Annotated in this window: 16 protein-coding genes; 6 read left to right on the top strand and 10 right to left on the bottom strand. The window is 46.6% G+C overall.

Translation table 11 applies throughout. The annotated features are described in order from the left end of the window. Positions 1-69: 69 nt before the first annotated feature. The gene (locus PG915_RS07670) at positions 70-1,752 is read left to right on the top strand and encodes an aspartate:alanine antiporter (RefSeq protein ID WP_353498587.1); all 1,683 of its coding nucleotides are present in this window, start codon (positions 70-72) and stop codon (positions 1,750-1,752) included. Positions 1,753-1,857: 105 nt separating this feature from the next. Here PG915_RS07670 and fabV read toward each other — a convergent pair whose 3' ends face one another. The 7 genes from fabV to PG915_RS07635 form a co-directional block, all read right to left on the bottom strand. Continuing rightward, positions 1,858-3,060: an enoyl-ACP reductase FabV gene (gene fabV, locus PG915_RS07665; protein ID WP_353498586.1), complete on the bottom strand. Its 1,203-nt coding sequence runs from the start codon at positions 3,058-3,060 to the stop codon at positions 1,858-1,860. Positions 3,061-3,266: 206 nt separating this feature from the next. Continuing rightward, complete coding sequence (locus tag PG915_RS07660; RefSeq protein WP_353498585.1) at positions 3,267-5,549, bottom strand: acyl-CoA dehydrogenase; 2,283 nt, start codon at positions 5,547-5,549, stop codon at positions 3,267-3,269. 68 nt (positions 5,550-5,617) lie between these two features. Further along, positions 5,618-6,244, bottom strand: a complete 627-nt coding sequence (locus tag PG915_RS07655) for a TetR/AcrR family transcriptional regulator (RefSeq protein ID WP_353498584.1) — start codon at positions 6,242-6,244, stop codon at positions 5,618-5,620. Positions 6,245-6,666: 422 nt separating this feature from the next. Further along, on the bottom strand, positions 6,667-7,836 hold the full coding sequence (nhaA, locus tag PG915_RS07650) for a Na+/H+ antiporter NhaA (RefSeq protein ID WP_353498583.1): 1,170 nt from the start codon (positions 7,834-7,836) through the stop codon (positions 6,667-6,669). A gap of 305 nt (positions 7,837-8,141) precedes the next feature. After that, the gene (locus tag PG915_RS07645; protein ID WP_353498582.1) at positions 8,142-9,257 is read right to left on the bottom strand and encodes a lipocalin-like domain-containing protein; all 1,116 of its coding nucleotides are present in this window, start codon (positions 9,255-9,257) and stop codon (positions 8,142-8,144) included. Next, the gene (locus tag PG915_RS07640; RefSeq protein WP_353498581.1) at positions 9,258-11,711 is read right to left on the bottom strand and encodes an FtsX-like permease family protein; all 2,454 of its coding nucleotides are present in this window, start codon (positions 11,709-11,711) and stop codon (positions 9,258-9,260) included. Further along, the gene (locus PG915_RS07635; protein WP_353498580.1) at positions 11,692-12,363 is read right to left on the bottom strand and encodes an ABC transporter ATP-binding protein; all 672 of its coding nucleotides are present in this window, start codon (positions 12,361-12,363) and stop codon (positions 11,692-11,694) included. Before PG915_RS07635 ends, PG915_RS07640 begins: the two co-directional genes overlap by 20 nt. Positions 12,364-12,635: 272 nt before the next feature. Here PG915_RS07635 and PG915_RS07630 point away from each other — a divergent pair, with 272 nt between their 5' ends. After that, positions 12,636-14,060 carry a DUF2867 domain-containing protein gene (locus PG915_RS07630; RefSeq protein WP_353498579.1) on the top strand — a complete coding sequence of 475 codons (1,425 nt, stop codon included), beginning with the start codon at positions 12,636-12,638 and terminating at the stop codon, positions 14,058-14,060. Between the two features lie 181 nt (positions 14,061-14,241). Here PG915_RS07630 and PG915_RS07625 read toward each other — a convergent pair whose 3' ends face one another. From PG915_RS07625 to rsuA, 3 genes are all read right to left on the bottom strand, one after another. Then, positions 14,242-14,895 (bottom strand): DUF2913 family protein, encoded by a 654-nt coding sequence (locus tag PG915_RS07625; RefSeq protein WP_353498578.1) that lies wholly within the window; start codon positions 14,893-14,895, stop codon positions 14,242-14,244. Further along, positions 14,895-16,100 carry a Bcr/CflA family multidrug efflux MFS transporter gene (locus PG915_RS07620; RefSeq protein WP_353498577.1) on the bottom strand — a complete coding sequence of 402 codons (1,206 nt, stop codon included), beginning with the start codon at positions 16,098-16,100 and terminating at the stop codon, positions 14,895-14,897. The genes PG915_RS07625 and PG915_RS07620 overlap by 1 nt, the downstream gene beginning before the upstream one ends. Before the next feature lie 211 nt (positions 16,101-16,311). Next, positions 16,312-17,010, bottom strand: coding sequence for a 16S rRNA pseudouridine(516) synthase RsuA (gene rsuA, locus PG915_RS07615; protein WP_353498576.1), 699 nt, complete (start codon positions 17,008-17,010; stop codon positions 16,312-16,314). 70 nt (positions 17,011-17,080) lie between these two features. Here rsuA and PG915_RS07610 point away from each other — a divergent pair, with 70 nt between their 5' ends. From PG915_RS07610 to PG915_RS07595, 4 genes are all read left to right on the top strand, one after another. Then, entirely contained in the window at positions 17,081-18,817 is a 1,737-nt protein-coding gene (locus PG915_RS07610; RefSeq protein ID WP_353498575.1) for a DEAD/DEAH box helicase, read from the top strand. A gap of 72 nt (positions 18,818-18,889) precedes the next feature. After that, entirely contained in the window at positions 18,890-19,312 is a 423-nt protein-coding gene (locus PG915_RS07605) for a PepSY domain-containing protein (RefSeq protein WP_353498574.1), read from the top strand. Between the two features lie 33 nt (positions 19,313-19,345). Beyond that, the gene (locus PG915_RS07600) at positions 19,346-20,002 is read left to right on the top strand and encodes a response regulator transcription factor (RefSeq protein ID WP_353498573.1); all 657 of its coding nucleotides are present in this window, start codon (positions 19,346-19,348) and stop codon (positions 20,000-20,002) included. After that, positions 19,995-21,362, top strand: coding sequence for an ATP-binding protein (locus PG915_RS07595; protein ID WP_353498572.1), 1,368 nt, complete (start codon positions 19,995-19,997; stop codon positions 21,360-21,362). The genes PG915_RS07600 and PG915_RS07595 overlap by 8 nt, the downstream gene beginning before the upstream one ends. The last annotated feature ends 37 nt before the right edge of the window (positions 21,363-21,399 follow it).

Below are 21,399 nucleotides of genomic sequence, written 5' to 3'. Positions count from 1 at the left end.
TTTTGAAAATTTCCGCTACAATCGCCACACTTTAATCATTCTTTCACACTGTCTGTTTGAGTCGTACTAGTGAACATAGACGTCGTCAACTTGCTTGACCAAAACCCAATTCTCCTGATCTTCGTCGCTCTGGCGATTGGCTTAGCCTTTGGCAAAATTCGCTTTGGCAACCTTCAACTCGGTAACTCTATTGGGGTGCTGATTACCTCCCTTATCATGGGACACCTCGGATTCAGTTTTAACGCTGAAGCGCTGACTATCGGGTTTATGCTGTTCATTTACTGTGTTGGTATTGAGGCCGGTCCAAACTTTTTTGGTATCTTCTTCAGAGATGGCAAACACTACTTGATCTTAAGCTTAACGGTCCTGGTGACCGCGCTCACGGTTACCTACTTCGCCAGCCACTATCTAGGCTTAGATTACGGCTTATCAGCTGGTGTAATGGCAGGGGCATTGACTGCTACACCTGTTCTCGTAGGTGCTCAAGATGCACTGAACTCCGGTTTAGCTACTATCCCACGCGGTATGGATTTCAACCTAGTGATTGAAAACCTCTCGGTCGGTTACGCGATGGCCTATTTGATTGGTCTTATCAGCATGATCATGCTCGCGAAACTGCTGCCAAAGCTTCAAAAGCAAAACCTTCACGACTCAGCGCAGCAAATTGCGCAAGAGCGCGGGCTAGGTGGCAGTGGACAGCGCAAAGTGTACCTGCCGATCATTCGTGCCTACCGCGTTGGTCAGGAGCTGATTGATTGGACAGATGGTAAGAACCTTCGCGAACTGGGTATTTATCGTCAAACTGGTTGCTACATTGAACGTATTCGACGCAACGGTATCCTCGCCCACCCAGATGGTGACGCTATCTTGCAAGAAGGTGATGAAATTGCATTAGTCGGCTTCCCGGACAGTCACGCACGTTTGGATCCAAGCTTTCGTAACGGCAAAGAAGTATTCGACCGCAACTTGCTTGACCTACGTATTGTTGAAGAAGAGATCGTAGTAAAAAGTGACAACATTGCAGGTAAGAGCCTCTCTAGCCTGAATTTGTCAGAGTATGGCTGTTTCTTGAATCGCGTTGTTCGCGCTCAAATTGAAATGCCTATGGACGCTAACATCGTGCTGGCTAAAGGGGATATCCTACAGGTTAGTGGTGAAAAGAGCCGTGTGCATGGCTTAGCAGAGAAAATTGGTTTTATCTCGATCCATAGCCAAATGGCCGATCTGTTGGCGTTTTGTAGCTTCTTTATCCTTGGCATTATGTTTGGCCTAATCACCATGAGTTTTGGCCAAGTATCCTTTGGATTAGGTAATGCTGTTGGCCTACTTTTGTCTGGTATTACCCTAGGCTTTTTGCGTGCCAACCACCCTACTTTCGGCTATGTACCGCAAGGGGCACTGAACATGGTGAAAGATCTCGGTCTTATGTTCTTTATGGTGGGTATCGGATTAAGCGCTGGTGGCAAAATGTTTGAGCACCTAACGCAAGTCGGCCCTCAGGTTATTCTGATTGCTTTTTTAGTCAGTGTACTACCCGTTGTACTCGCCTACTTGGTTGGTAACTATGTGCTTAAGATGAACCGCGCGCTGCTTATTGGTGCCATTGTGGGCGCGAGAACGTGTGCACCAGCAATGGATGTTGTTAACGAGCACGCTCGCTCGACAATTCCTGCTTTGGGTTATGCTGGTACTTATGCAATAGCCAACATCCTGATGACTCTAGCGGGTACTATCCTCATCATTCTTTCCTGATGTTTACTGGCACCTAGACAACGGTTCATTGCAAACAACTGTTCACTAGATACTATAAAGGGCGCATCATGCGCCCCTTATTCATTTTAGTTCAATCGCTTTCGATTATAGGTCGATAACGTCAAACTCTACGAGTGTTGAAACGTCAGCTTCGTAGTCTACGCCTTCAATACCAAAACCGAATAGTTTCAAGAACTCTTCTTTGTACTCAACGTAGTCCGTCAGTTCTTTCAAGTTTTCAGTCGTAATTTGTGGCCATAGTTCAGCACAGTGCTTCTGGATGTCGTCACGAAGTTCCCAGTCATCTAGACGTAGGCGGTTCTTATCGTCAACCTCAGCTGCACTGCCATCTGCTTTGTATAGACGCTGTGAGAACATACGGAAGATCTGTTCCATACAGCCTTCATGAATACCTTCTTCACGCATCTTCTTAAATACCATTGCGATGTACAGTGGCATAACTGGAATTGCTGAGCTTGCTTGAGTTACAACAGACTTAAGTACCGCAACGTTTGCGCTACCGCCAGTTTGAGACAGTTTCGCGTTTAGCTCTGTCGCTGCGCGGTCTAGATCCATTTTCGCTTTACCTAGCGCACCTTCCCAGTAAATTGGCCAAGTTAGCTCGGTACCGATGTACGAGTATGCGACTGTCTTACAACCGTCTGCAAGTACACCAGCGTCAGATAGCGCGTTGACCCAAAGTTCCCAGTCTTCACCACCCATCACAGTAACAGTATCAGCAATTTCTTGCTCTGTTGCTGGCTCAACACTTGCTTCAATGATCTTGTCAGAGTTAGTGTCTACCGCTGTCGATGTGTATGCCTCACCGATAGGCTTTAGAGAAGAACGTACGAGTTCGCCTGTTTCTGGTAGCTTACGAACTGGAGAAGCCAGTGAGTAAACAACCATATCGATTTGGCCTAGATCTTCTTTGATTAGGTCGATAACTTTCTGCTTCGCTTCATGAGAGAAAGCGTCACCGTTTACGCTTTTCGAGTACAAGCCTTCTTCTTTCGCTAGCTTGTCGAAAGCTGCAGAGTTGTAGAAGCCAGCTGTACCAGGCTTTCTTTCTGTCCCTGGTTTTTCGAAAAATACGCCGATTGTTGCTGCACCACCACCGAACGCCGCAGCGATACGAGAAGAAAGGCCGTAACCACTAGAAGAACCAACCACTAGAACGCGCTTTGGAGCGTTTGCAATTGGGCCTTGAGCTTTGGTGTAAGCGATTTGTTCTTTTACGTTAGCTTCACAACCAACTGGGTGTGTAGTAGTACAAATAAATCCACGAATTCTTGGTTTGATGATCATATTCAGTTCCTCAAAAAATCCCTAGTAGGATAAGAGTTTCACTTCCAGTTCGCACCCTATTTCTGTCAATTTCTCTGATTTTGCCAAGTGGTTGGAGCACTTTCATACTCATAGCGCACAAAAAAAGCGCTCTAGAAACTAGAGCGCTTAGACCATTTAGTTCGCGTTAAGTGGCACAGTTCTGATTTATGCCACGCAGTGAACCATTACGCTACGCTGTTCAGCTTGGGCTTATCAACTTTATCCGTTCTCACTTCAGAGAAATCGTGGCTAAAGTGATCAACCTGAATCGCTTTGTAGCGCAGTGCATCAGCAGCAAGGATTTTATCGACCTCTTGCTCTGTTAACACATTCGCTTCAATAGCTTGCTGCAAGCGATCTTTCAGTAGACCTTTTCGAGCAATTTTGCCCTCTTTCACGCCGACAAACAGTTTCTTCTCTAGGTCACGGATGTCGTACATCGCTAGGAACGCGTTTTCCATCAAACCAATCTTGTCGTTTGGCTGCTCACCAATGTAGCAAAGGTGAGTCAAGCGGTCACGATGCGCACCCGGAACCATCATGCTCTTCGCCAATTCAAGCGTTAGATTGTCAGATGGTTTCTCGAAGTGGTTGCCTAGTGGGAACAACAGTCCTTTTAGCGTGACACCTGCCCAACGAGCTGGGAAGTTTTTGTACGCTTCGTTTAGCGACTTAGCCGCGTTGTGGAAACAGTGCTGAACCGCATAATGCACGTAGTCGAGATCCGATGCCTGACGGCCATCATCTTCGTATTTCTTCAGAGCCGCAGAAGCCATAAATAGATACGCTAGACCATCACCTAAACGCGCAGAGATCATTTCTTTACGTTTTAGGTCGCCGCCCAATGTTAGCATCGCGAAGTCTGAACTGACCGCAAGCGCCTTACTTAAACGCGTTAAGTCTTTGTAGTAAACCTTAGTTGGACCGCTCATATGTGCGCCGACAAATTTAGAACCCGTCAGAGCCGCGGCAAAGGCACCAAAGGTATTTTTAGTCGCATGACCAATGTGCTTAAACAGTAACTGATCAAAGTCAGCAGCACCTTGCTTAGCATCTGGATTCGCTGCTGCTTCCATTTCTTGTAGAACGTAAGGGTGACAACGTGTCGCACCTTGACCAAAGATCATCAGGTTACGAGTTAGGATATTCGCACCTTCAACCGTAATCGCGACAGGAATACCAAGGTAGCTCGATGCAAGATAGTTCATTGGGCCATCTTGAATAGCTCGACCGGCATGGATATCCATTGAATCGTTTAGAATCGTACGCGCCATCTCTGTCATGTGATACTTAGCAATCGCTGTCACGATCCCAGGTTTCTCACCCATATCCAGTGATGTTGTTGTTAGCGTTCGTGTTGCCTCAAGCAGGTAAGTAAGACCACCAATGCGACCCATCGCTTCTGCTACGCCTTCAAACTTACCAATCGACATACCAAACTGTTTACGGACATAAGCGTACGCGCCAGTTGTTCTCGTCGTTAGGTGGCCAATTGCTGTACCTAACGCAGGAAGTGAGATACCACGACCAGCAGATAGACATTCAACGAGCATACGCCAGCCGCGCCCTGCGTACTCTTGGCCACCGATCAGCCATTCCATAGGAATGAACACATCTTTGCCGCGTGTTGGACCATTCATAAATGCAAGGTGAAGTGGGTCATGACGCTCACCAATTTCTACACCTTTATGGTCTGCTGGGATAAGTGCACAGGTAATACCAATGTCTTCCTTTTCACCCAGTAACTGATCTGGATCGTGAAGCTTGAATGCCAAGCCCAATACTGTTGCAACCGGTGCAAGGGTAATATAACGTTTGTTCCAGTTTAGACGAATACCGAGCACTTCTTTGCCTTCATGCTCACCGTAACAAACCACACCTTTATCTGGAATACCGCCCGCATCCGAACCCGCTTCCGGCCCTGTTAGAGCGAAACATGGAATGTCTGTACCATCGGCAAGTCTTGGTAGCCAGTAATCTTTTTGCTCTTTTGTACCATAGTGAGACAGCAGCTCACCTGGACCAAGCGAGTTAGGTACCATGACAGATACAGCCGCACTAATACTGCGCGTTGCAATCTTAGTTACGATAGTTGAGTTCGCCAGTGGTGAAAATTCACGGCCGCCAAACTCTTTAGAAATGATCAGAGAGAAGAAACGCTCTTTGCGCAGGTAATCCCAAACCTCTTTAGGTAGGTCGCGATCTTCCTTAACAATCTTGTTATCGTCGAGCATTGCAAGCAACGTTTCTAGCTCGTTGTCCATAAAAGACTGTTCTTCAGCGGTAAGAACTGGCTTTGGATACTGATGCAGCGTTTTGAAATTTGGCTTACCAGAGAAAAGCTCTCCGTCCCACCAAACACTACCCGCTTCCATTGCTTCACGCTCTGTCGCGGACAATGGCGGTAGCACTTTTTTAAACAGTTTAAACGCTGGGTCACTGATCCATTTTCTTCGTAGAGAGCTCATGATACCTATCCTTTTGTTCAGGTGTATTTTTATTATTTCGTTTCTATATACGTTTTGGTTTTAAAGTTTTACTCCGCTGCAACACCGGCTGCGAGGTAAGGAATAATCTGGTCAATAATTGCTTCTGCGCTGACTTCTTTTTCGAATGAGCTCAGCGCAATTTCAGAGAGCGCCCGACTCGACGCCATAGTAAATACGCAGGTGCCAAGCGTAAGGTGCAGACGCCAAAACAGGGTTTCTGCATCTAATTTAGGATTGGCACGCATCACTGAATGAGTGAACATGGCCAATGTTTCTGTGTATCGAGTCGTGATAAACCAGCGTAGGTGACCTTGTACATCGGTATACCCACGGCCTACTAGTGACATAAAGCGGCTCGCACCACCCGGCTTAACATCGTTAAGCGCAAGCAATGGTTCTTTGAGCGACTGGAATACGTCAACCATGTCATAGTCTTCGCGCTCATTAAGTTGGTACAGCGCCGTTTCAACCGCCGGCATAAAGGCTTCCAAGTAACGATTTAGTACCGCGCGAACGAGCGTCTTTTTGTCGCCAAAGTGGTAGTTAACCGATGCTAGATTCACGTTCGCCTTACTGGTGATCGTACGCAGTGATGTGTCGTTGAAGCCGCCGTCTGCAAATAACGCTTCAGCGACGTCCAGAATTTTGTCTTTAGTGGTAAGTCTCGTCGTCATTTCAATCGCCCGTATCAAACATATGTTTGAATATACTCCCGCAACACCAAGATAACAAGTGATTAACATCAAACTTTTCACATACTGGTCGGACATCTTTCTCAAGAGGCTGTTTTAAAGGGGCTTTGAAGTTTTCTTAATTTTTTTGCTTTTTGTGTGAACTAATTTCGATCAGGTGGGTCTATTAAAGTGTAGTCAGCGAAGAATGAGTTTCTGATGCCACTGTTTTTCTCTTTGTTGACTACATGCTGCTTTTTTCTTATTAACTCCTATTTGTATCCGCCCAAACCCTTGTTGGTTTGGGCTTTTTTTTGCTTATCGTTTTTCTAGAGCCATAAAAAAACCCAGCCGAAGCTGGGTTTGTTTTGTTCTCACTGCAATGCCTAAGCACTTAATGCCTGAGTACTTAATACCTAAGTGGCTTAATATTGAATTTTTGGCTCGGGTGCGGCTTCCTTTGGAAGCGATAGGTTCAGTAGGATGTAACCGAGAACCGCAGCGGTTGTTGAGCCCATCAAAATACCCAGTCTTGCATAAGTATCAAACTCTGCGCTCACACCTACAAACGCCAATGACGCGATAAAGATAGACATGGTAAAGCCGATACCACACAACACTGATACTGCAAAGATCTGTTTGAAGTCAACGCCCTCTGGCAGTTTCGCAACACCAAGTTTCACTGCCGCCCAGCTGAAGGTAAAGATACCCAGTGGCTTACCAACTAGAAGACCCATAGCGATGCCCAGCGGTAGCATCGAAGTTAGTCCTGACATTGATACACCCTCTAGCGAGATACCTGCGTTGGCAAATGCAAAGATAGGAAGAATACCAAATGCAACGTATGGGTGAAGAGCATGCTCTAGATGCTTAAGTGGTGAATGTTCACCCGGCTTACCATTAAGCGGGATAGCAAAACCAAGTACCACACCAGCTAGCGTCGCGTGAACACCAGAGGCCAGTACACTTACCCAAAGCACCGCACCAACCGCTAGGTAGGCAGGTATACTAGTCACCTTCTTAGCATTAAGTACGAACAGTATTGCCGTCATTATAAAGCCAAGCGTCAATGCGATAGTGGATAGGTCGCTGCTGTAGAAAAGCGCGATAATAACGATAACGCCCAAGTCATCGATAATAGCAAGCGCCAGTAAGAAGACTTTTAAAGCAACAGGTACACGCTTACCAAGCAGTGCCATGATACCCAAAGCAAAGGCGATATCTGTTGCTGCTGGGATAGCCCAGCCACTCATAGCTTGTGCATCACCCATGTTAAACAAAACATAAATAAGTGCTGGAGCAACCATACCACCGACAGCTGCAATTGCAGGGAAGATGGCTGTCTCTTTTGACTTTAGAGCGCCTTCAAGTAACTCGCGCTTAACTTCCAAGCCAATTAAGAAGAAGAAGATTGCCATCAAACCATCGTTGATCCAGTGTGAAATTGATAGACCGAAAACGTAGGTATGAAGCACGCCTTGATACATTTCATTGAGAGGAGAGTTGGCGATAACCATCGCAATTGCCGCAGCAATAACTAGGATGATGCCCCCTGCAGATTCCATCTTAAAAAAGTTACGAATGACGTCATTCATAATGTAAAGCCCTTAATATTTATTCACATTGTTTGAATGTTAAAAATTGTATATCTAGTTAAATACCATAAAAAATCGATTCTACGGATGTTAAATGTAGGAATAACCGAATAATACTCTTACAAGATTCGAGATATGTATACCAATTCAGCACCATTAGTAACAGTATAGAGCAAAGATTGGCGCGATGAATGAATGACTTAGCTTAGTCTACTCAACGTCAATATCATTCTAGAACAACAATATGACACGATAGCGTAACAAGAAGTGTCAGATGTAACTGAGTAACGCACAAAAAAAGCGGCTTAGTAGCCGCTTAATTGCATGAATCCTTGAGCTTGGTGGGAGCCATTTGCCATGATAGCCCCTTGCCATTGGGGCACAACGAAGTTGACCCAGTTATCACGCTTACGCGCTTTAATGACAACATCTATATCATGGCTAGGTACTCGCAATCGCCAGCTAAGTGGGACGCGCCGTCCTGAGTCAAATTCGGTATAGCTAACGGCTCGAATAGTAATATCGTCTGTAGGAATATTCTTGACGTTGCCTTGGCGATCCAATATCGCAGCGCTAGTGTAAGGCATATTATCTTTGTATCGATAACGACTTACTAGTAATGCTTCATCATCGCTAAGCCAAAGAATAAAGTTATCTTCGCCAACATAGCTCGCACCAACTAACTCACTGCCCCACTCTTTGCTGAGCCAAGCTCGGCCTTTAGCCGTCAGTACCTTTCCATTCGCGAGCACCAGAGTTCCGACGGTTTTCACAAATGGAGCCTCAATGGCATAAGACGCGCGCGGCAGTAAGTCATGCTTCTTGTGGTAACCATTTTCACCAATCAGAGCATAATGACCGGCCGCCATAAGCTGTAGATTCACCGCAAATTGCTCGGTCGCCAATTTTAAATTACCCGGCAGTGGCTCACTCGATAAAGAGCGCCAAGACCAATCATCAATCCACACTCGAAACGGGCGACTTAACCCACCCGCTTGGCCAATACCGCCACGAGCTATGCGTTGATCAGTAAACATACCTAGATGACTATTAAGTACTACGTTAGCAATATAGATTTGAGGATCTTGCCATCCAGTAGCAACGCGATCGTCACTGGCATAACGGAAGAATCGAACTCGCAACCAATAGGTTTGCCCTGCTTCATCTTCTAATTGAGCGACAAACTGCCACCACTCGTGCTGAAACTCTGGATGAAAACGAAAATCTTGCGGTAGCTTGATCTCTCTATCTGGCAAAACTGGCTCAAACACCTTTTTACCTGGGGAACCAAACACCGCATTAATTTGGCTTGTTTTGGTTACTGTAATCGCATCGTGTACCGGCTTGGTCACCCAGATAACCGTTCCTGCGACCACAACAATCAACAAACAAGCTAAAATGAGTTTCTGCATTCGATTCATTTATAGCGCATCCCTGAGTGAATGAATCGGAGTATTGCGAATAAGCTTCAATACAGGAAGCGCACCCGCGATAACCAATGCGGCCAACGACCACAAACACGTTCCTAAGTATTGCCAAGGCACAATCTGCAGCTCAAGTGACCAGCCGAAGGACTGCTTAATCACAATGTCGACAATGAGCTGCGCCAGCGCCACACCCAAAGGCATCGCGATCGCTGCGGAGATCAAACCAAACACCAATAGCTGTAGGCCACCTATCATCACCAACTCTTTACCTGAAACGCCAAGACAGCGCAGTAATGAAGTATGTCGCTGACGAGTAATCTCCCCGGCAATGGTCGCAAAGAAGATACCAAACACGGCAATCACCAATGTGATGTTGCCAAGCGTATCGGCAATAGCAAAGGTGCGATCAAACGTAGTCATCGCTTTATTGTGGATAGAGGTATTATCATAAATACGTTCGCTGCTCAGCCTAAAGCGTGATTGAAGCCTCTGCTCGACAAACAGCGATTGAGTCTTGTCTTTTAACACCGCACCCAGGGCGACATCACCCGAGCCAGCCAAATTCGCAAGCCAACGGTTTTCCGACAGCAATACCTGATGATATGGATTGCCATAGTCATAGTAGACGCCAACAATATGCCAATTACCCCCTAGCGGCGCTCCCAAGTCGACATAGTCTCCCGGGCGCAAATCACGTTTCAGCGCCATAGACTCACTGATCATGATGCTGCGAGAATGGTGAAGGTGATACCAATAGTTTGGCACCGCTATTTTCACCGTTAATGCATCCATCTCGCCAACCGAATTACCAGTACTCACAACTTGCATCAAGCCAGATTCGGTTGGGATTTCTTCTTCCCAGCGCCACCATACGCGTTCGACTTCTGGTTGCTCTTCCAACCAGCGGCTCATGCGATTCGCACTGTTATTGGTCGGATACACATAAATATCCGCCGCTAATCTCTGAGTTAGCCAACGATCCGTGGTATCACGGAAACTGCCAACCATGGTTTCAACACCCATGTTCGCCGCCATTGCCAACATGAACGCCATGTTCGCCACACCGCGATAGCTCATACTCGCCGCTGCATCAGCAAAGAACCAGCGCAGTTTGACCCAGCGAAGTGAGTAGGAGAACAGGGTAAAAATCTTCCAAGTAATAAAGGGGGTAATCAATGCCACGCTAAGTAACATGAGTACGATAATAGCGTAACCTGAGTTTTGAGACTTCGGAGCCTGATAAATCGCGACTGCCGCCACACACAGGCCACAAGCTAAAAATGCCTGCCAAGTAAACTCTGCACCTGTAAAGCGCATTAAAGAAAGTCGCGCAGATAAACGGACTGGCTGCGTCTTCAACAAGCGGAACAAAGGCCAGCCACAAGAAATCACCGCGCCCGACATCGCAAGCACAAAGCTGTACAAGCTCCATTGCCAGCTCCACTCGATACTCAAGCCAATATTGGCGTCATAAAGATCACTCAAGCTTTGCGAAACGGCAGGGATAAGTTGGTTTGCTAACACAAGACCAAACACGTTGCCACATAGCCAGCTTAGGAAGACCAATACCGCGAGCTCCATACAGAGCGCTTGCGCCAATTGCCAACCAGACACTCCGACTTGTCGCAGGCTACCAACAAGCGGTTGACGCTGAGCCAATGACAGTGACATTGCCTGATAAAAGATAAACAGCCCAACCACGAACGACAGCATACTCATCGCTGACAAGTTAGTGTGAAAAGCGGCGGTCAGAGATTCCAGCTCAGATTGAGAACTGCGTGACAGTGTCATCCCATTTGGGATCATTTTGCGAAGTCGTTCTAGTTGACCAGAACTCATTTCACCGCAAGCAATGACAGACAAACCCGCAGAACGTTTAAGCGCACGAACCAAGGACATATCCGCGACAATCTGCATGCCTTTAATGCCGACTTTTCGATCCACTTTCACAGGCCCAAGCACTAAGCCATTGTCTAAAGTAATCGAGTCGCCATTTTTCCAACCCTTTAGTTCAGACAGATCATGGCTAACAAGAATCGTGGTGGGCACCTTAATCAAATCTTGTGATTCAATGTCACTGATAGTGACCTTGTTCTTCAATTGCAGGAGAGAAATAGGATCGGCGCCCACTAAGTTCAGCTCTAAGCCATCTTTAGTGGTCACTTTCTGGATATCAAACGGAACGCATTGCTTGAAGCCATCACGGCGCAATTGAATATAGAAACCTTGCGGGATTTTGGTTTCCGCGTGTTTAGGACGAATGCGATAAGGAACCGGATTGGCAAACAGTCGCTCGCCACTGGCATAGGCTTGCTGAGCATGATGGTTGATTGCGGTAACACCAACAAGCAGTGATACACCCAGTGTTAGACCAAGCCAAACGAGAAGAATTTGTAGAGGATGGCGACGATAATGTCCCAGTAGCGCCTTAACTACGGGCCATAACATGCAATTGCCCTCCTTGAAGGCGAATTGAGCCATCTAGATGCGACGCCACTTTTTCACTGTGAGTCACGACCAGCAAGGTACATTCCAAGTGTCGAGTGAGAGACGTCAACAAGCGCATGACCGCCTCAGCGTTTCGCTCGTCCAAACTTCCGGTTGGCTCATCCGCAAGCAAGATTTTCGGCTCCATATACAACGCTCTAGCGATAGCCGCACGTTGCTGCTGACCACCGGAAATTTCTTCTGGATAACGTCCTAATAACGCCATTAAATCGAGTGCGGAAAGAATTTGACGCCACAACCCACGATCTTCAGGTAAGCCTTTAATTTGGCGGCAGAAGCGAATATTGTCGGCGATGTTTAGCGTTGGCAGCAAATTAAATTGCTGGAAGATATGACCAATATTGTTGCGGCGATAAGCAGTGCGCTTATTCTCTTTCGCTTCATGCATAGCAAAGTCAGGGTACCAAATTTCACCAGAATCTACTTTATCGATCCCTGCGATTAAATTCAGTAAGGTACTCTTTCCAGAGCCACTTTCACCCATTAATGCCAGTTGTTCACCTTGTGCCAGTGTTAACTCTGCACTTTGCAGTACAGGATGGAATTCACCACCGTCAATGTAGCCCTTGCTAAGGTCAGACAACTTAAGCATTGAAACTCTTTACGCAAACGAAAATTTGGACACTGAATCTACACTAAAATCGACCTACAAGGAAGGAAAAACCCCTAGATCACCCGACTATTCTGCGAGTTCGCTATTCTTATAAAATATGCTGTCGCTCAATAATAAAAGAGCACTTCAATAATTTGCTTTTCCGCCAATGAAAAATCAGCGACTATGCAGAATAGCTTTTCTGAAAATTTTCTAAAATGTGTTAAGTTTTAGAGAGATAGTTTTTCTTGTAATAAAATCGAGGGATAGAAATGAAACGAGTTTTGGTTCTCGGCGCATCGGGCTATGTTGGCTCACAACTAATCCCTATTTTACTCGCTCAAGGTTATCAAGTAACCGCTGCAGCGCGGCAAATTGACTACCTTAAAGCTCGGGTTATCCCCCACTCACATTTAACCTTCGAATACCTAGACTTAGCCGATCGTGAAGCCACTCTTGCGCTCGTTCCGCAATTTGATCTGGTCTATTTCCTAGTACATGGAATGGCGCATGGACATGATTTTCTAGAATACGAACTGTCGCTCGCACAAAACTTTCGCGATGCGCTGGAAATCAGCGAGGTAAAGCATGTTATTTATCTCAGCGCCATACAGCCACAAACCGGAAACTCTGCGCACCTAGCCGCTCGTAAAGCAACGGGCAAGTTACTACGCACCAGTACAGTACCCATCACTGAATTACGCGCAGGCGTGATAATAGGCCCAGGCTCCGCCGCGTATGAAATCATGCGCGATTTTGTTTACAACCTCCCCGTGCTTATCGCGCCAAAGTGGGTGGATTCTAAAGCCAACCCTATCGCGCTGGAGAACCTCAACCACTATCTTATTGAACTATCAAAAGAAGCCGAACCAAATAGCGAGATTTATGAGGTCGGTGGACCCGATGTACTCTCCTATCGCCAACAATTTGAGGTCATTTGTCAGCAAATAGGCAAGCCGTTGCGTCTATGGGCAACACCACTTCTCACCCCAAAAATCGCCTCTTACTGGCTCGGCGTGGTCACATCCGTGCCTTCAAGTATCGGCCGTGCTCTACTGGCTGGGCTTGAGCATGATTTTATTGCCAACTCTCAATCGATTAGGCAGCGCTTCCCGCAAGAGCTCATTTCTTACCAGCAATCCGTCGCATCCAGCATTCAGCAGGACGGTGAATTCATTCGCAGCAATGTATGGGGTTTTGAGCCCGCAGCACTTAGCCGTTGGCAAGCTGGGTATGGTTATTATCCTAAAAAAACCGGAGCGAGCTTCACAACGAGTAAAAGCGCTGAGCAGCTATGGGATGTCGTTAAAACCATTGGCGATCCCAAAGACAGCTACTTCTTCGCCAATATACTTTGGCGAACCCGAGAGTGGCTTGACATCTTCTTTGGTGGTGGTCGTCCGGTGAGGCGCTCTCCCGAAGGGCCAGGGCTAAAGGTGGGTGACTTTATCGATTCATGGAAAGTCATTCGCTGCGAGCCGCCTTACTTTCTATCCCTTCTATTTGGGATGAAAGGGCCTGGACTTGGACGGCTAGAGTTCACCATCACAGACCATGGTGACAAACGTGAGATAAACATCAGCGCTTGGTGGCACCCTAAAGGCTTTTTAGGACTACTGTATTGGTTTGCGATGATGCCAGCTCACCTGTTCATTTTTAAAGGCATGGTTCGAGCTATTGTTCGCAAATCTAAATAGTTCGTAAAGCTAAATAGTTGGTAAAGCAAGGCGATTCGCAAAACTAACTAAACAGATAGCAAGCCCAGTTAAACGAGTATGACATTGATTCAGAAACAAAAAAGCGTAGCACCCATTAACTAAGATGGAGCTACGCTTTTCTAAACCAGCTTTTTTGAACCAACTCTTTAAAACCAAATAGCTACGCTTTAAATGAAAGCGGAATTTCCGCTAACTGCGTACCCTGGTTAAGTGGATAAACAAGGTACTCACCGTGGTATTTCACTTTCGACTTATAATCGGTCACTTTGTGAAGCATAAATCCAGCCTCATAAGCTTTCGTGACGAACTCAGCGTGGTTACCACGAACAAACCAGCTCATTGGTTTCACTAGGTTCTCACCATCAAAGCAGTCATCACATTGATTAGCACACACAGCAAACGAGTTGGCGCCATCGGTGAAGAATTGGACTTTGCTGCCATCGGTCAATACTTCCGACGTACACACGCCCCAGCCAGCTTGTTCCATATCATCAATGAACTGCTCGATTTTAGCATCAGTAATCGGGGCTATCTCGCAACCGAAGAAGCCTTCGTAATAGGCAGAGATGCGTTTGAACGTAGGCTCTAGCATCGACTCATTGCCCTTAGAACGCCCAGTCTTTTGCCATTGGATAAGGTTCGCACTCGTCGCTTTACCAAAACGCTGAGTTTTAATCGCACGTGTTACCCACCTCAACAAAAAGTGGTTATTCGATACAGGTGAGTTAATCAACTTCCCTGTTGCGTGCTCTGCCGCCAACTCTTCTAATGCTGAGTTCACGACCTTTTGAATTTCTGAATAATATGCAGACATTACGCTTTCTTTCCAAACGTCCAATACAAGGCGGCGGATAATACCGAACAAATCGCCATTAATGCAATCATTGGCCACGGTGTACCACTCGGTAAAAACGCCACAATAGCGCCGACCACCGATCCTGTGCCAAATCGTAACGTACCCGCTAACGACGAAGCTGTGCCAGCCATTGTCGGGTAACCACTAAGCAGTAAGCCCATAGCATTACTACCAATCGTAGACAGCGTACCAACAAATAGCATCACAAACGGCACAATGCCCCAAATACCAAGATCAAGTACGCCACTCACTAATAGCCCCATGCCAGCAAATAGCTGGACACCGATACCAAAGCGCAGCATACCGTGCAAACCTACTTTCTTAACAAAGCGGCCGTTTAAACTGGTCATGATGATCATAGTCACAATGTTCAGCCCAAACAGGTAACCAAATTGATCAGGCGACACACCATAGATATCAATATAGACAAACGAACCGGCTGTCAGAAAGGCAAACATGCCCGCAAATGAAAATGCACCGGAAAAAATAAGCCCCATCGCAACTGGGTTGTGACAAAGACGCAGGTAATTTTTTATTGTGGTTCTAAATCGCAGCGGTTGTCTGTTTTCTGGAGCCAGCGTCTCTGGAATTTTCCAAAGAACAGCTGCAATAACGATCACCGAAAAGCCGGTCAACACCCAAAAGATTGAGCGCCACCCAAACCAAACGGCAAGATGACCACCAATCATTGGTGCAACCAAAGGTGCCAAGGTAATAACCAAGGTAACAAACGACATCGTGCGCGCGAAGTCTTCTTTATCAAACATGTCACGAACGACAGCTTGGATAATCACCGCGGCAGCAGCACCAGCAAACCCTTGCGCAGTACGAACCAAAGTAAGCGATTCAATACTGGTCGTGGTCGCACACACTGCGGAGGCAACACCGAAAAAGAACACGCCAAATAACAAGATAGGCCTGCGTCCAAAACTGTCCGCAAGCGGGCCATGCAAAAGCTGACCAATAGCAAACCCAGCGGTATACACGGTTAACGTGATTTGCACAGCGCCAGCGGTGACACCCATATCCTGCGCGATCGTTGGCATCGCAGGGAGGTACATGTCAATCGCCAGCGGCGTCAATGCACCAATAGCGCCAAGCACTAAAAACAGTAACAAACCAAGTTGGGGTGTATTGGGCTGCGATGTGGTTTGAGAACTCATATCGCTCCTAAAACGTCGATGAGCCGCATTCCTTGCTTTTATGCTCATGTTTTACTCAACGTCCCGTTGAGTGAGGTTGGTTGTGAAACTGGCTGCGAGAATAGGAAGGTCGTCAGCACAAAGCGCAGTCTGCTATGCACTGATTAGATTAGGGGCTCACAGCCACTGTGTTCACAAAATGAATCTAAACTTATAAATCAAACTATTAGTATTACTTTTTCCAGACTGAGTCAATTTCTTCTTGAGTGAGATAACGATACTCGCCCGGCTCAAGCATCTCATCCAAAACAATTTCACCCACACTCTCACGATGAAGACCTTCAACCTTGTTGCCAAGTGCCGCAAACATGCGCTTAACTTGATGGTATTTGCCTTCATGAATAGTCAATAACACTTCGTTATCATCGATGATTTCAAGCTGCGCTGGAAGGGTTGGCGCTTTTTCGTTTCTAAGCTCGATGCCTTCTTCAAACGCTTGCTGATAGTTTGGCTGAACAGGATCGGCCAACCACACGCGATAAGTCTTAGCACACTTGTGTTTTGGCGATGTAATTCTGTGTGACCACTGACCATCATCGGTAATTAACACCAGGCCGGTAGTATCCACGTCCAATCGACCAGCAAAGTGGAGATTTTCCATTTTCACTTCATCAAGCAGCACAAAGGCCGTGTGGTTAAAACCATCTTCATGAGAGCAAACAAAACCATCAGGCTTAAATAACATGATGTAGCGAGGCCCTTGCATACGCACCTCACGATCTTGCCACTCAACACAGCTCTCTTCTGTTACCTTGATTGCACCACTCTTTTGAATCACGCCATCAACAGTCACGTCACCTGACTTGATGATTCTTGTGGCTTCTTTACGTGTAGCGCCTAACGCGTCACACAAAAACTTATCTAAACGCATGAATACCTCGTTTTCATTTCGTGGGGTATTATAGAGGGGTTTTTCAAAATGTAGAGTAAAACTGAGCCGTATGTACACGCTTCGACCTTATCAAGCCGACTCCGTTAAAGCCGTTATCCATTATTTCCGCAAAAATGACACCCCAGCTGTCATCGTGCTCCCAACAGGCGCCGGTAAAAGCTTGGTCATTGCTGAGCTCGCTCGCCTTGCACGCGGTCGAGTACTCGTGCTCGCCCACGTTAAAGAGTTAGTGGAGCAAAACCACGCAAAATATGAAGGCTACGGCCTGAAAGGGTCGATATTCTCAGCGGGTCTCGGGCGCAAAGAAACCTCCGAACAAGTCGTCTTCGCTTCAGTACAATCTGTGGTGAGAAACCTTGATGCATTCGCCAATCAGTTCTCATTGCTGGTCATCGATGAATGCCACCGCGTGCCAGAGACCAAAACATCGAGCTACCAAAAAGTCATCAGTCATTTATGCGATATTAACCCTGGCATAAAAATACTTGGACTGACCGCGACCCCATATCGCCTTGGTGTCGGCTGGATTTACCAATATCACACCAAAGGCTTGGTGCGTAGCGATGAGCCGCGCTTCTTCAAAGACTGTATTTTTGAACTTCCGATTCAGTACCTTTTGGATGAAGGATTCCTTACCCCTGCAAAACTCATTGATGCTCCAGTACTGAGCTACGACTTCTCTCAGTTAAAGCCCACCAGCATGGGTAAATACAAGGAGTCGGAAATGGACTTGGTGATTGAGCAGTCCAAGCGCGCGACGCCTCAGATTGTGGAGCAGATCATCCGCTACAGTGAAGATAAGCAAGGCGTGATGATTTTTGCCGCAACGGTGCGTCACGCACAAGAGATCCTTTCGCTGCTGCCAGAACAAGCCAGTCAAATCGTCATAGGCGATACACCAACGCCCGAGCGCGACGACATCATAACCCGCTTCAAACAGCGAGAAATCAAATTCTTGGTCAACGTATCCGTACTAACCACAGGCTTTGATGCGCCGCATGTCGATTTAATTGCGATACTGCGTCCAACTGAATCCGTCAGTCTGTATCAGCAAATTGTTGGCCGTGGCCTTCGCCTTTCTGATGGAAAAACGGAATGTTTAGTACTCGATTATGCAGGAAACACATACGATCTCTATCAACCTGAAGTTGGCAACCCAAAACCCGATTCAGACTCGGAAATCATTACCATCCCCTGCCCTGCCTGCGGCTTTAACAATGACTTTTGGGGTAAACTCGATGCCAACGGTTTTTTAATTGAGCACTTTGGCCGCAAATGCCAAGGCTACTTTACCGATGAAGAGACTGGTGAGCGTGAACACTGCGACTATCGATTCAGAGCCAAATACTGCTCTGAATGTGGCGCAGATAACGACATTGCCGCTCGAATTTGTCACGAGTGCGACGCTACCTTGGTCGACCCAGATAAAAAACTCAAAGAGGCGCTCAACCTTAAAGACGCATTAGTCTTCGAGTGCGTCGACATGAACCTGCAAGTTCATAAGGATGACAAAGGCAAAAGCAGTCTGCGTGTTAATTACATTGGCGACAACGATGCTCAGGTGAGTGAGTTCTGGTCTTTGAGCACCAAAAAGCAAAAACAGACCTTTTTATCTAAATTCGTGCGCCCGCATTTGGCGGATAAGCATCGTGAGTTTGACGCCACCTCGCCAACTAAAGTGGTAAACAATCAGCACAGGTTTAGATTGCCCGCTTTTGTCATTGCTCGTAAAAGTGGCCGTTTCTGGAAAATGCGCGATAAAGTATTCGATGATGAATTAAACTGAAAACCTGTTCAGGTTTGATTCATATTTCGCCCTTTATATTAATACCATGTTTGATAACGCTGAGATCTTGCTATGCCTTACCCAGTAAATAAAATCTTTGCCACACTCGCTCTTTCAGCCTCGCTAGTCGTACCTTTAACGGCAAACGCAGGCTTTTTCTCTGACGACCAAGCTGCTAATAAACAGAGCGGTCACGAGTTAGTCCAAGATGTAGAAACGGGTGATACTCGCGTAGAGTTCGATGAAGATCAAGACGAAGTCTTTGATGCCGTTCAACAAGGTCTTATCAAACCTTTCTCAGAGCTATTTGCGACGGTTGAAAACGATCTCAACGGTCGCGTGATAAAAGTCGAGCTTGAAGAAGATGATAACGAATGGATATACGAGCTCAAGCTCTTGCATGATCAAGACGTTATAAAAGTCGAATACAATGCAACGACACTGGAGATGATGGAGATCAAAGGCCATAATCTACAACGAGTTATCAAAAAATAAATCGCAAGCAACTATAAATAAAAGAGAAAGATAATGAAGATTCTTGTTGTTGAAGATGAACCAAGATTGGGTGAACAAATCTTAGAAACTCTTGAAAGCGCAGGCTGGGTACCTGAGCTGGCTCTAGATGGTATTGATGCACTTTATCGCGCTACGTCTGAAGATTGGGATGCGATTGTTCTCGACCTAGGGCTTCCTAAAATCGATGGCCTAACAGTGTTAAAAGGTATTCGAGATGAAGGCATTAACACGCCAGTCGTAATCCTTAGCGCTCGTGACACACTTACACAACGCGTTGAAGGCCTTAACGCAGGTGCAGACGACTACCTCACCAAACCATTTGAAATGATTGAACTCATCGCCCGTATCCGTGCACAGCTGCGCCGCGCCTCGGGTAACGCCTCTCCACTGATGCAAATTGGCGATCTGAGCCTAGATACACGAACGTCTAAAGTCATTTGGCAAGGCAGTGCAGTGAGTCTCACGGCACTTGAGTACAAAGTTGTTGCTTACTTTATGCATAATGCCGACAAAGTCATTTCCCGTACTGAACTGGTCGAGCATATTTACAAACAAGATTTTGATCGCGACTCCAATACGATTGAAGTCTTCATCGGACGCATCCGTAAAAAGATCGCTCCAAATGTCATAAGAACCGTTCGAGGACTCGGGTATCAATTGAATGCCTAATCTTTCCAAAGAGAGACTACGCAAGGGAGCCAAAAAGCTCAGTCTCAAAACTCGTCTATTGCTCGCAGCGACGCTGTGGCTCTCCGCGATGACAATTGCCGCTGGCGTATCCATTCCTGGGTTAGTTCGAGATTACCTAATCAGTGATCTCGAAGTTCAACTTGGTCATGCCATGGATGAAATTGCCGCCAACCTCGAGGTCGACGACAAAGGTCAACTTATTCTTTCGGCTCAACTTTCCGATCCTCGCTTCACTCAGCCATACAGTGGTCTCTACTGGCAAATTGAAACCAAGCAAGACACCCTGCGCTCACGTTCTCTTTGGGATCAAACACTGCGTACCAAAGGTAAAGACAAACAGCCCCATTACTTTGGCGCCAAAGATGAAAAGCTCATCACGATAAGGCGTACTTTGTTTTTGCCAGAGGCAAGTGACGGTGTCACTATTATTATCGGCCAAGATGAAGATCCTATTGATGATACACTAGAGTCTCTTACCGGTGAGCTCTGGCTCATTCTTGGGGTTATGGTCTTCGGTATATTGGCACTCATCATTGGCCAGGTGAGCTGGTCTTTGCGTCCACTAGGGAAAATGCAACGTGAGCTACAAAGTCTAAGGGCTGCCGAACAGCACTCATTAGACGAGCAATACCCTAAAGAGATCGCGCCGCTGGTAAAAGACCTTAATGCCCTACTCTTTCACTATCAGGAGCTTCTTGAACGAGCAAGGCATCATGCAGGCAACCTATCACACGCACTTAAAACGCCGCTATCTGTGCTCAAGAACGAGCTTGAAAGCTTATCTGCTGAAGACCGTGCTAAGTTGGAGCCACAAATCGCTCAAATCCAAGCGCAGATTGATTACCACTTAGGTCGTGCACGTATGGCGGGTGCGATGAACATCCTCGCAGTGAAATCTTCACCTAGCGAGCGCGTCGATGCTATCTCACTCGCCTTTGACAAGGTCTTTGCCGAACGAGAGATTGCTCTTATTAGCGAGCTGGATACCGATTTGGAAGTCGCTGTAGAAAAAGCCGACTTAGATGAGATGCTTGGCAACCTACTAGAGAACGCTTACAAGTGGGGCAACAGTATAATTCGAGTTCACTCAAATGATATTGACGACTCTGAAGTCGAACTCATCATCGAAGACGACGGGCCGGGCATTCCAGCAGAGCAATGCCGAGAAGTCACCAAACGCGGCGTTCGCCTGGATGAAAGCACACCTGGCACGGGTCTTGGACTTAATATTGTCTCTGAAATGGCGCACAGTTATCGTGGCCAACTAGAGCTTGGAGAGAGTAAAATGGGCGGATTGCGCGCAGTTCTTAAGCTAAAGCGCGCAAAGGGCGAAAAATAGTAGAGATATAAGCAATTTGCTATTGCCGAGCCCCAGT

It is taken from the genome of Vibrio sp. CB1-14, from assembly GCF_040412085.2.
In the GTDB taxonomy this organism is placed as follows: domain Bacteria; phylum Pseudomonadota; class Gammaproteobacteria; order Enterobacterales; family Vibrionaceae; genus Vibrio; species Vibrio chaetopteri.
The sequence above is the reverse complement of the archived record's forward strand: the minus strand, read 5'-3'. Positions and strand labels throughout refer to the sequence as shown.

Bases quoted from the DNA above. Each gene is read 5' to 3' on its own strand.
- fabV (WP_353498586.1), bottom strand. From the start codon at position 3,060: ATGATCATCAAACCAAGAATTCGTGGATTTATTTGTACTACTACACAC.
- PG915_RS07660 (WP_353498585.1), bottom strand. From the start codon at position 5,549: ATGAGCTCTCTACGAAGAAAATGGATCAGTGACCCAGCGTTTAAACTG.
- PG915_RS07655 (WP_353498584.1), bottom strand. From the start codon at position 6,244: ATGACGACGAGACTTACCACTAAAGACAAAATTCTGGACGTCGCTGAA.
- nhaA (WP_353498583.1), bottom strand. From the start codon at position 7,836: ATGAATGACGTCATTCGTAACTTTTTTAAGATGGAATCTGCAGGGGGC.
- PG915_RS07645 (WP_353498582.1), bottom strand. From the start codon at position 9,257: ATGAATCGAATGCAGAAACTCATTTTAGCTTGTTTGTTGATTGTTGTG.
- PG915_RS07640 (WP_353498581.1), bottom strand. From the start codon at position 11,711: ATGTTATGGCCCGTAGTTAAGGCGCTACTGGGACATTATCGTCGCCAT.
- PG915_RS07635 (WP_353498580.1), bottom strand. From the start codon at position 12,363: ATGCTTAAGTTGTCTGACCTTAGCAAGGGCTACATTGACGGTGGTGAA.
- PG915_RS07630 (WP_353498579.1), top strand. From the start codon at position 12,636: ATGAAACGAGTTTTGGTTCTCGGCGCATCGGGCTATGTTGGCTCACAA.
- PG915_RS07625 (WP_353498578.1), bottom strand. From the start codon at position 14,895: ATGTCTGCATATTATTCAGAAATTCAAAAGGTCGTGAACTCAGCATTA.
- PG915_RS07620 (WP_353498577.1), bottom strand. From the start codon at position 16,100: ATGAGTTCTCAAACCACATCGCAGCCCAATACACCCCAACTTGGTTTG.
- rsuA (WP_353498576.1), bottom strand. From the start codon at position 17,010: ATGCGTTTAGATAAGTTTTTGTGTGACGCGTTAGGCGCTACACGTAAA.
- PG915_RS07610 (WP_353498575.1), top strand. From the start codon at position 17,081: ATGTACACGCTTCGACCTTATCAAGCCGACTCCGTTAAAGCCGTTATC.
- PG915_RS07605 (WP_353498574.1), top strand. From the start codon at position 18,890: ATGCCTTACCCAGTAAATAAAATCTTTGCCACACTCGCTCTTTCAGCC.
- PG915_RS07600 (WP_353498573.1), top strand. From the start codon at position 19,346: ATGAAGATTCTTGTTGTTGAAGATGAACCAAGATTGGGTGAACAAATC.
- PG915_RS07595 (WP_353498572.1), top strand. From the start codon at position 19,995: ATGCCTAATCTTTCCAAAGAGAGACTACGCAAGGGAGCCAAAAAGCTC.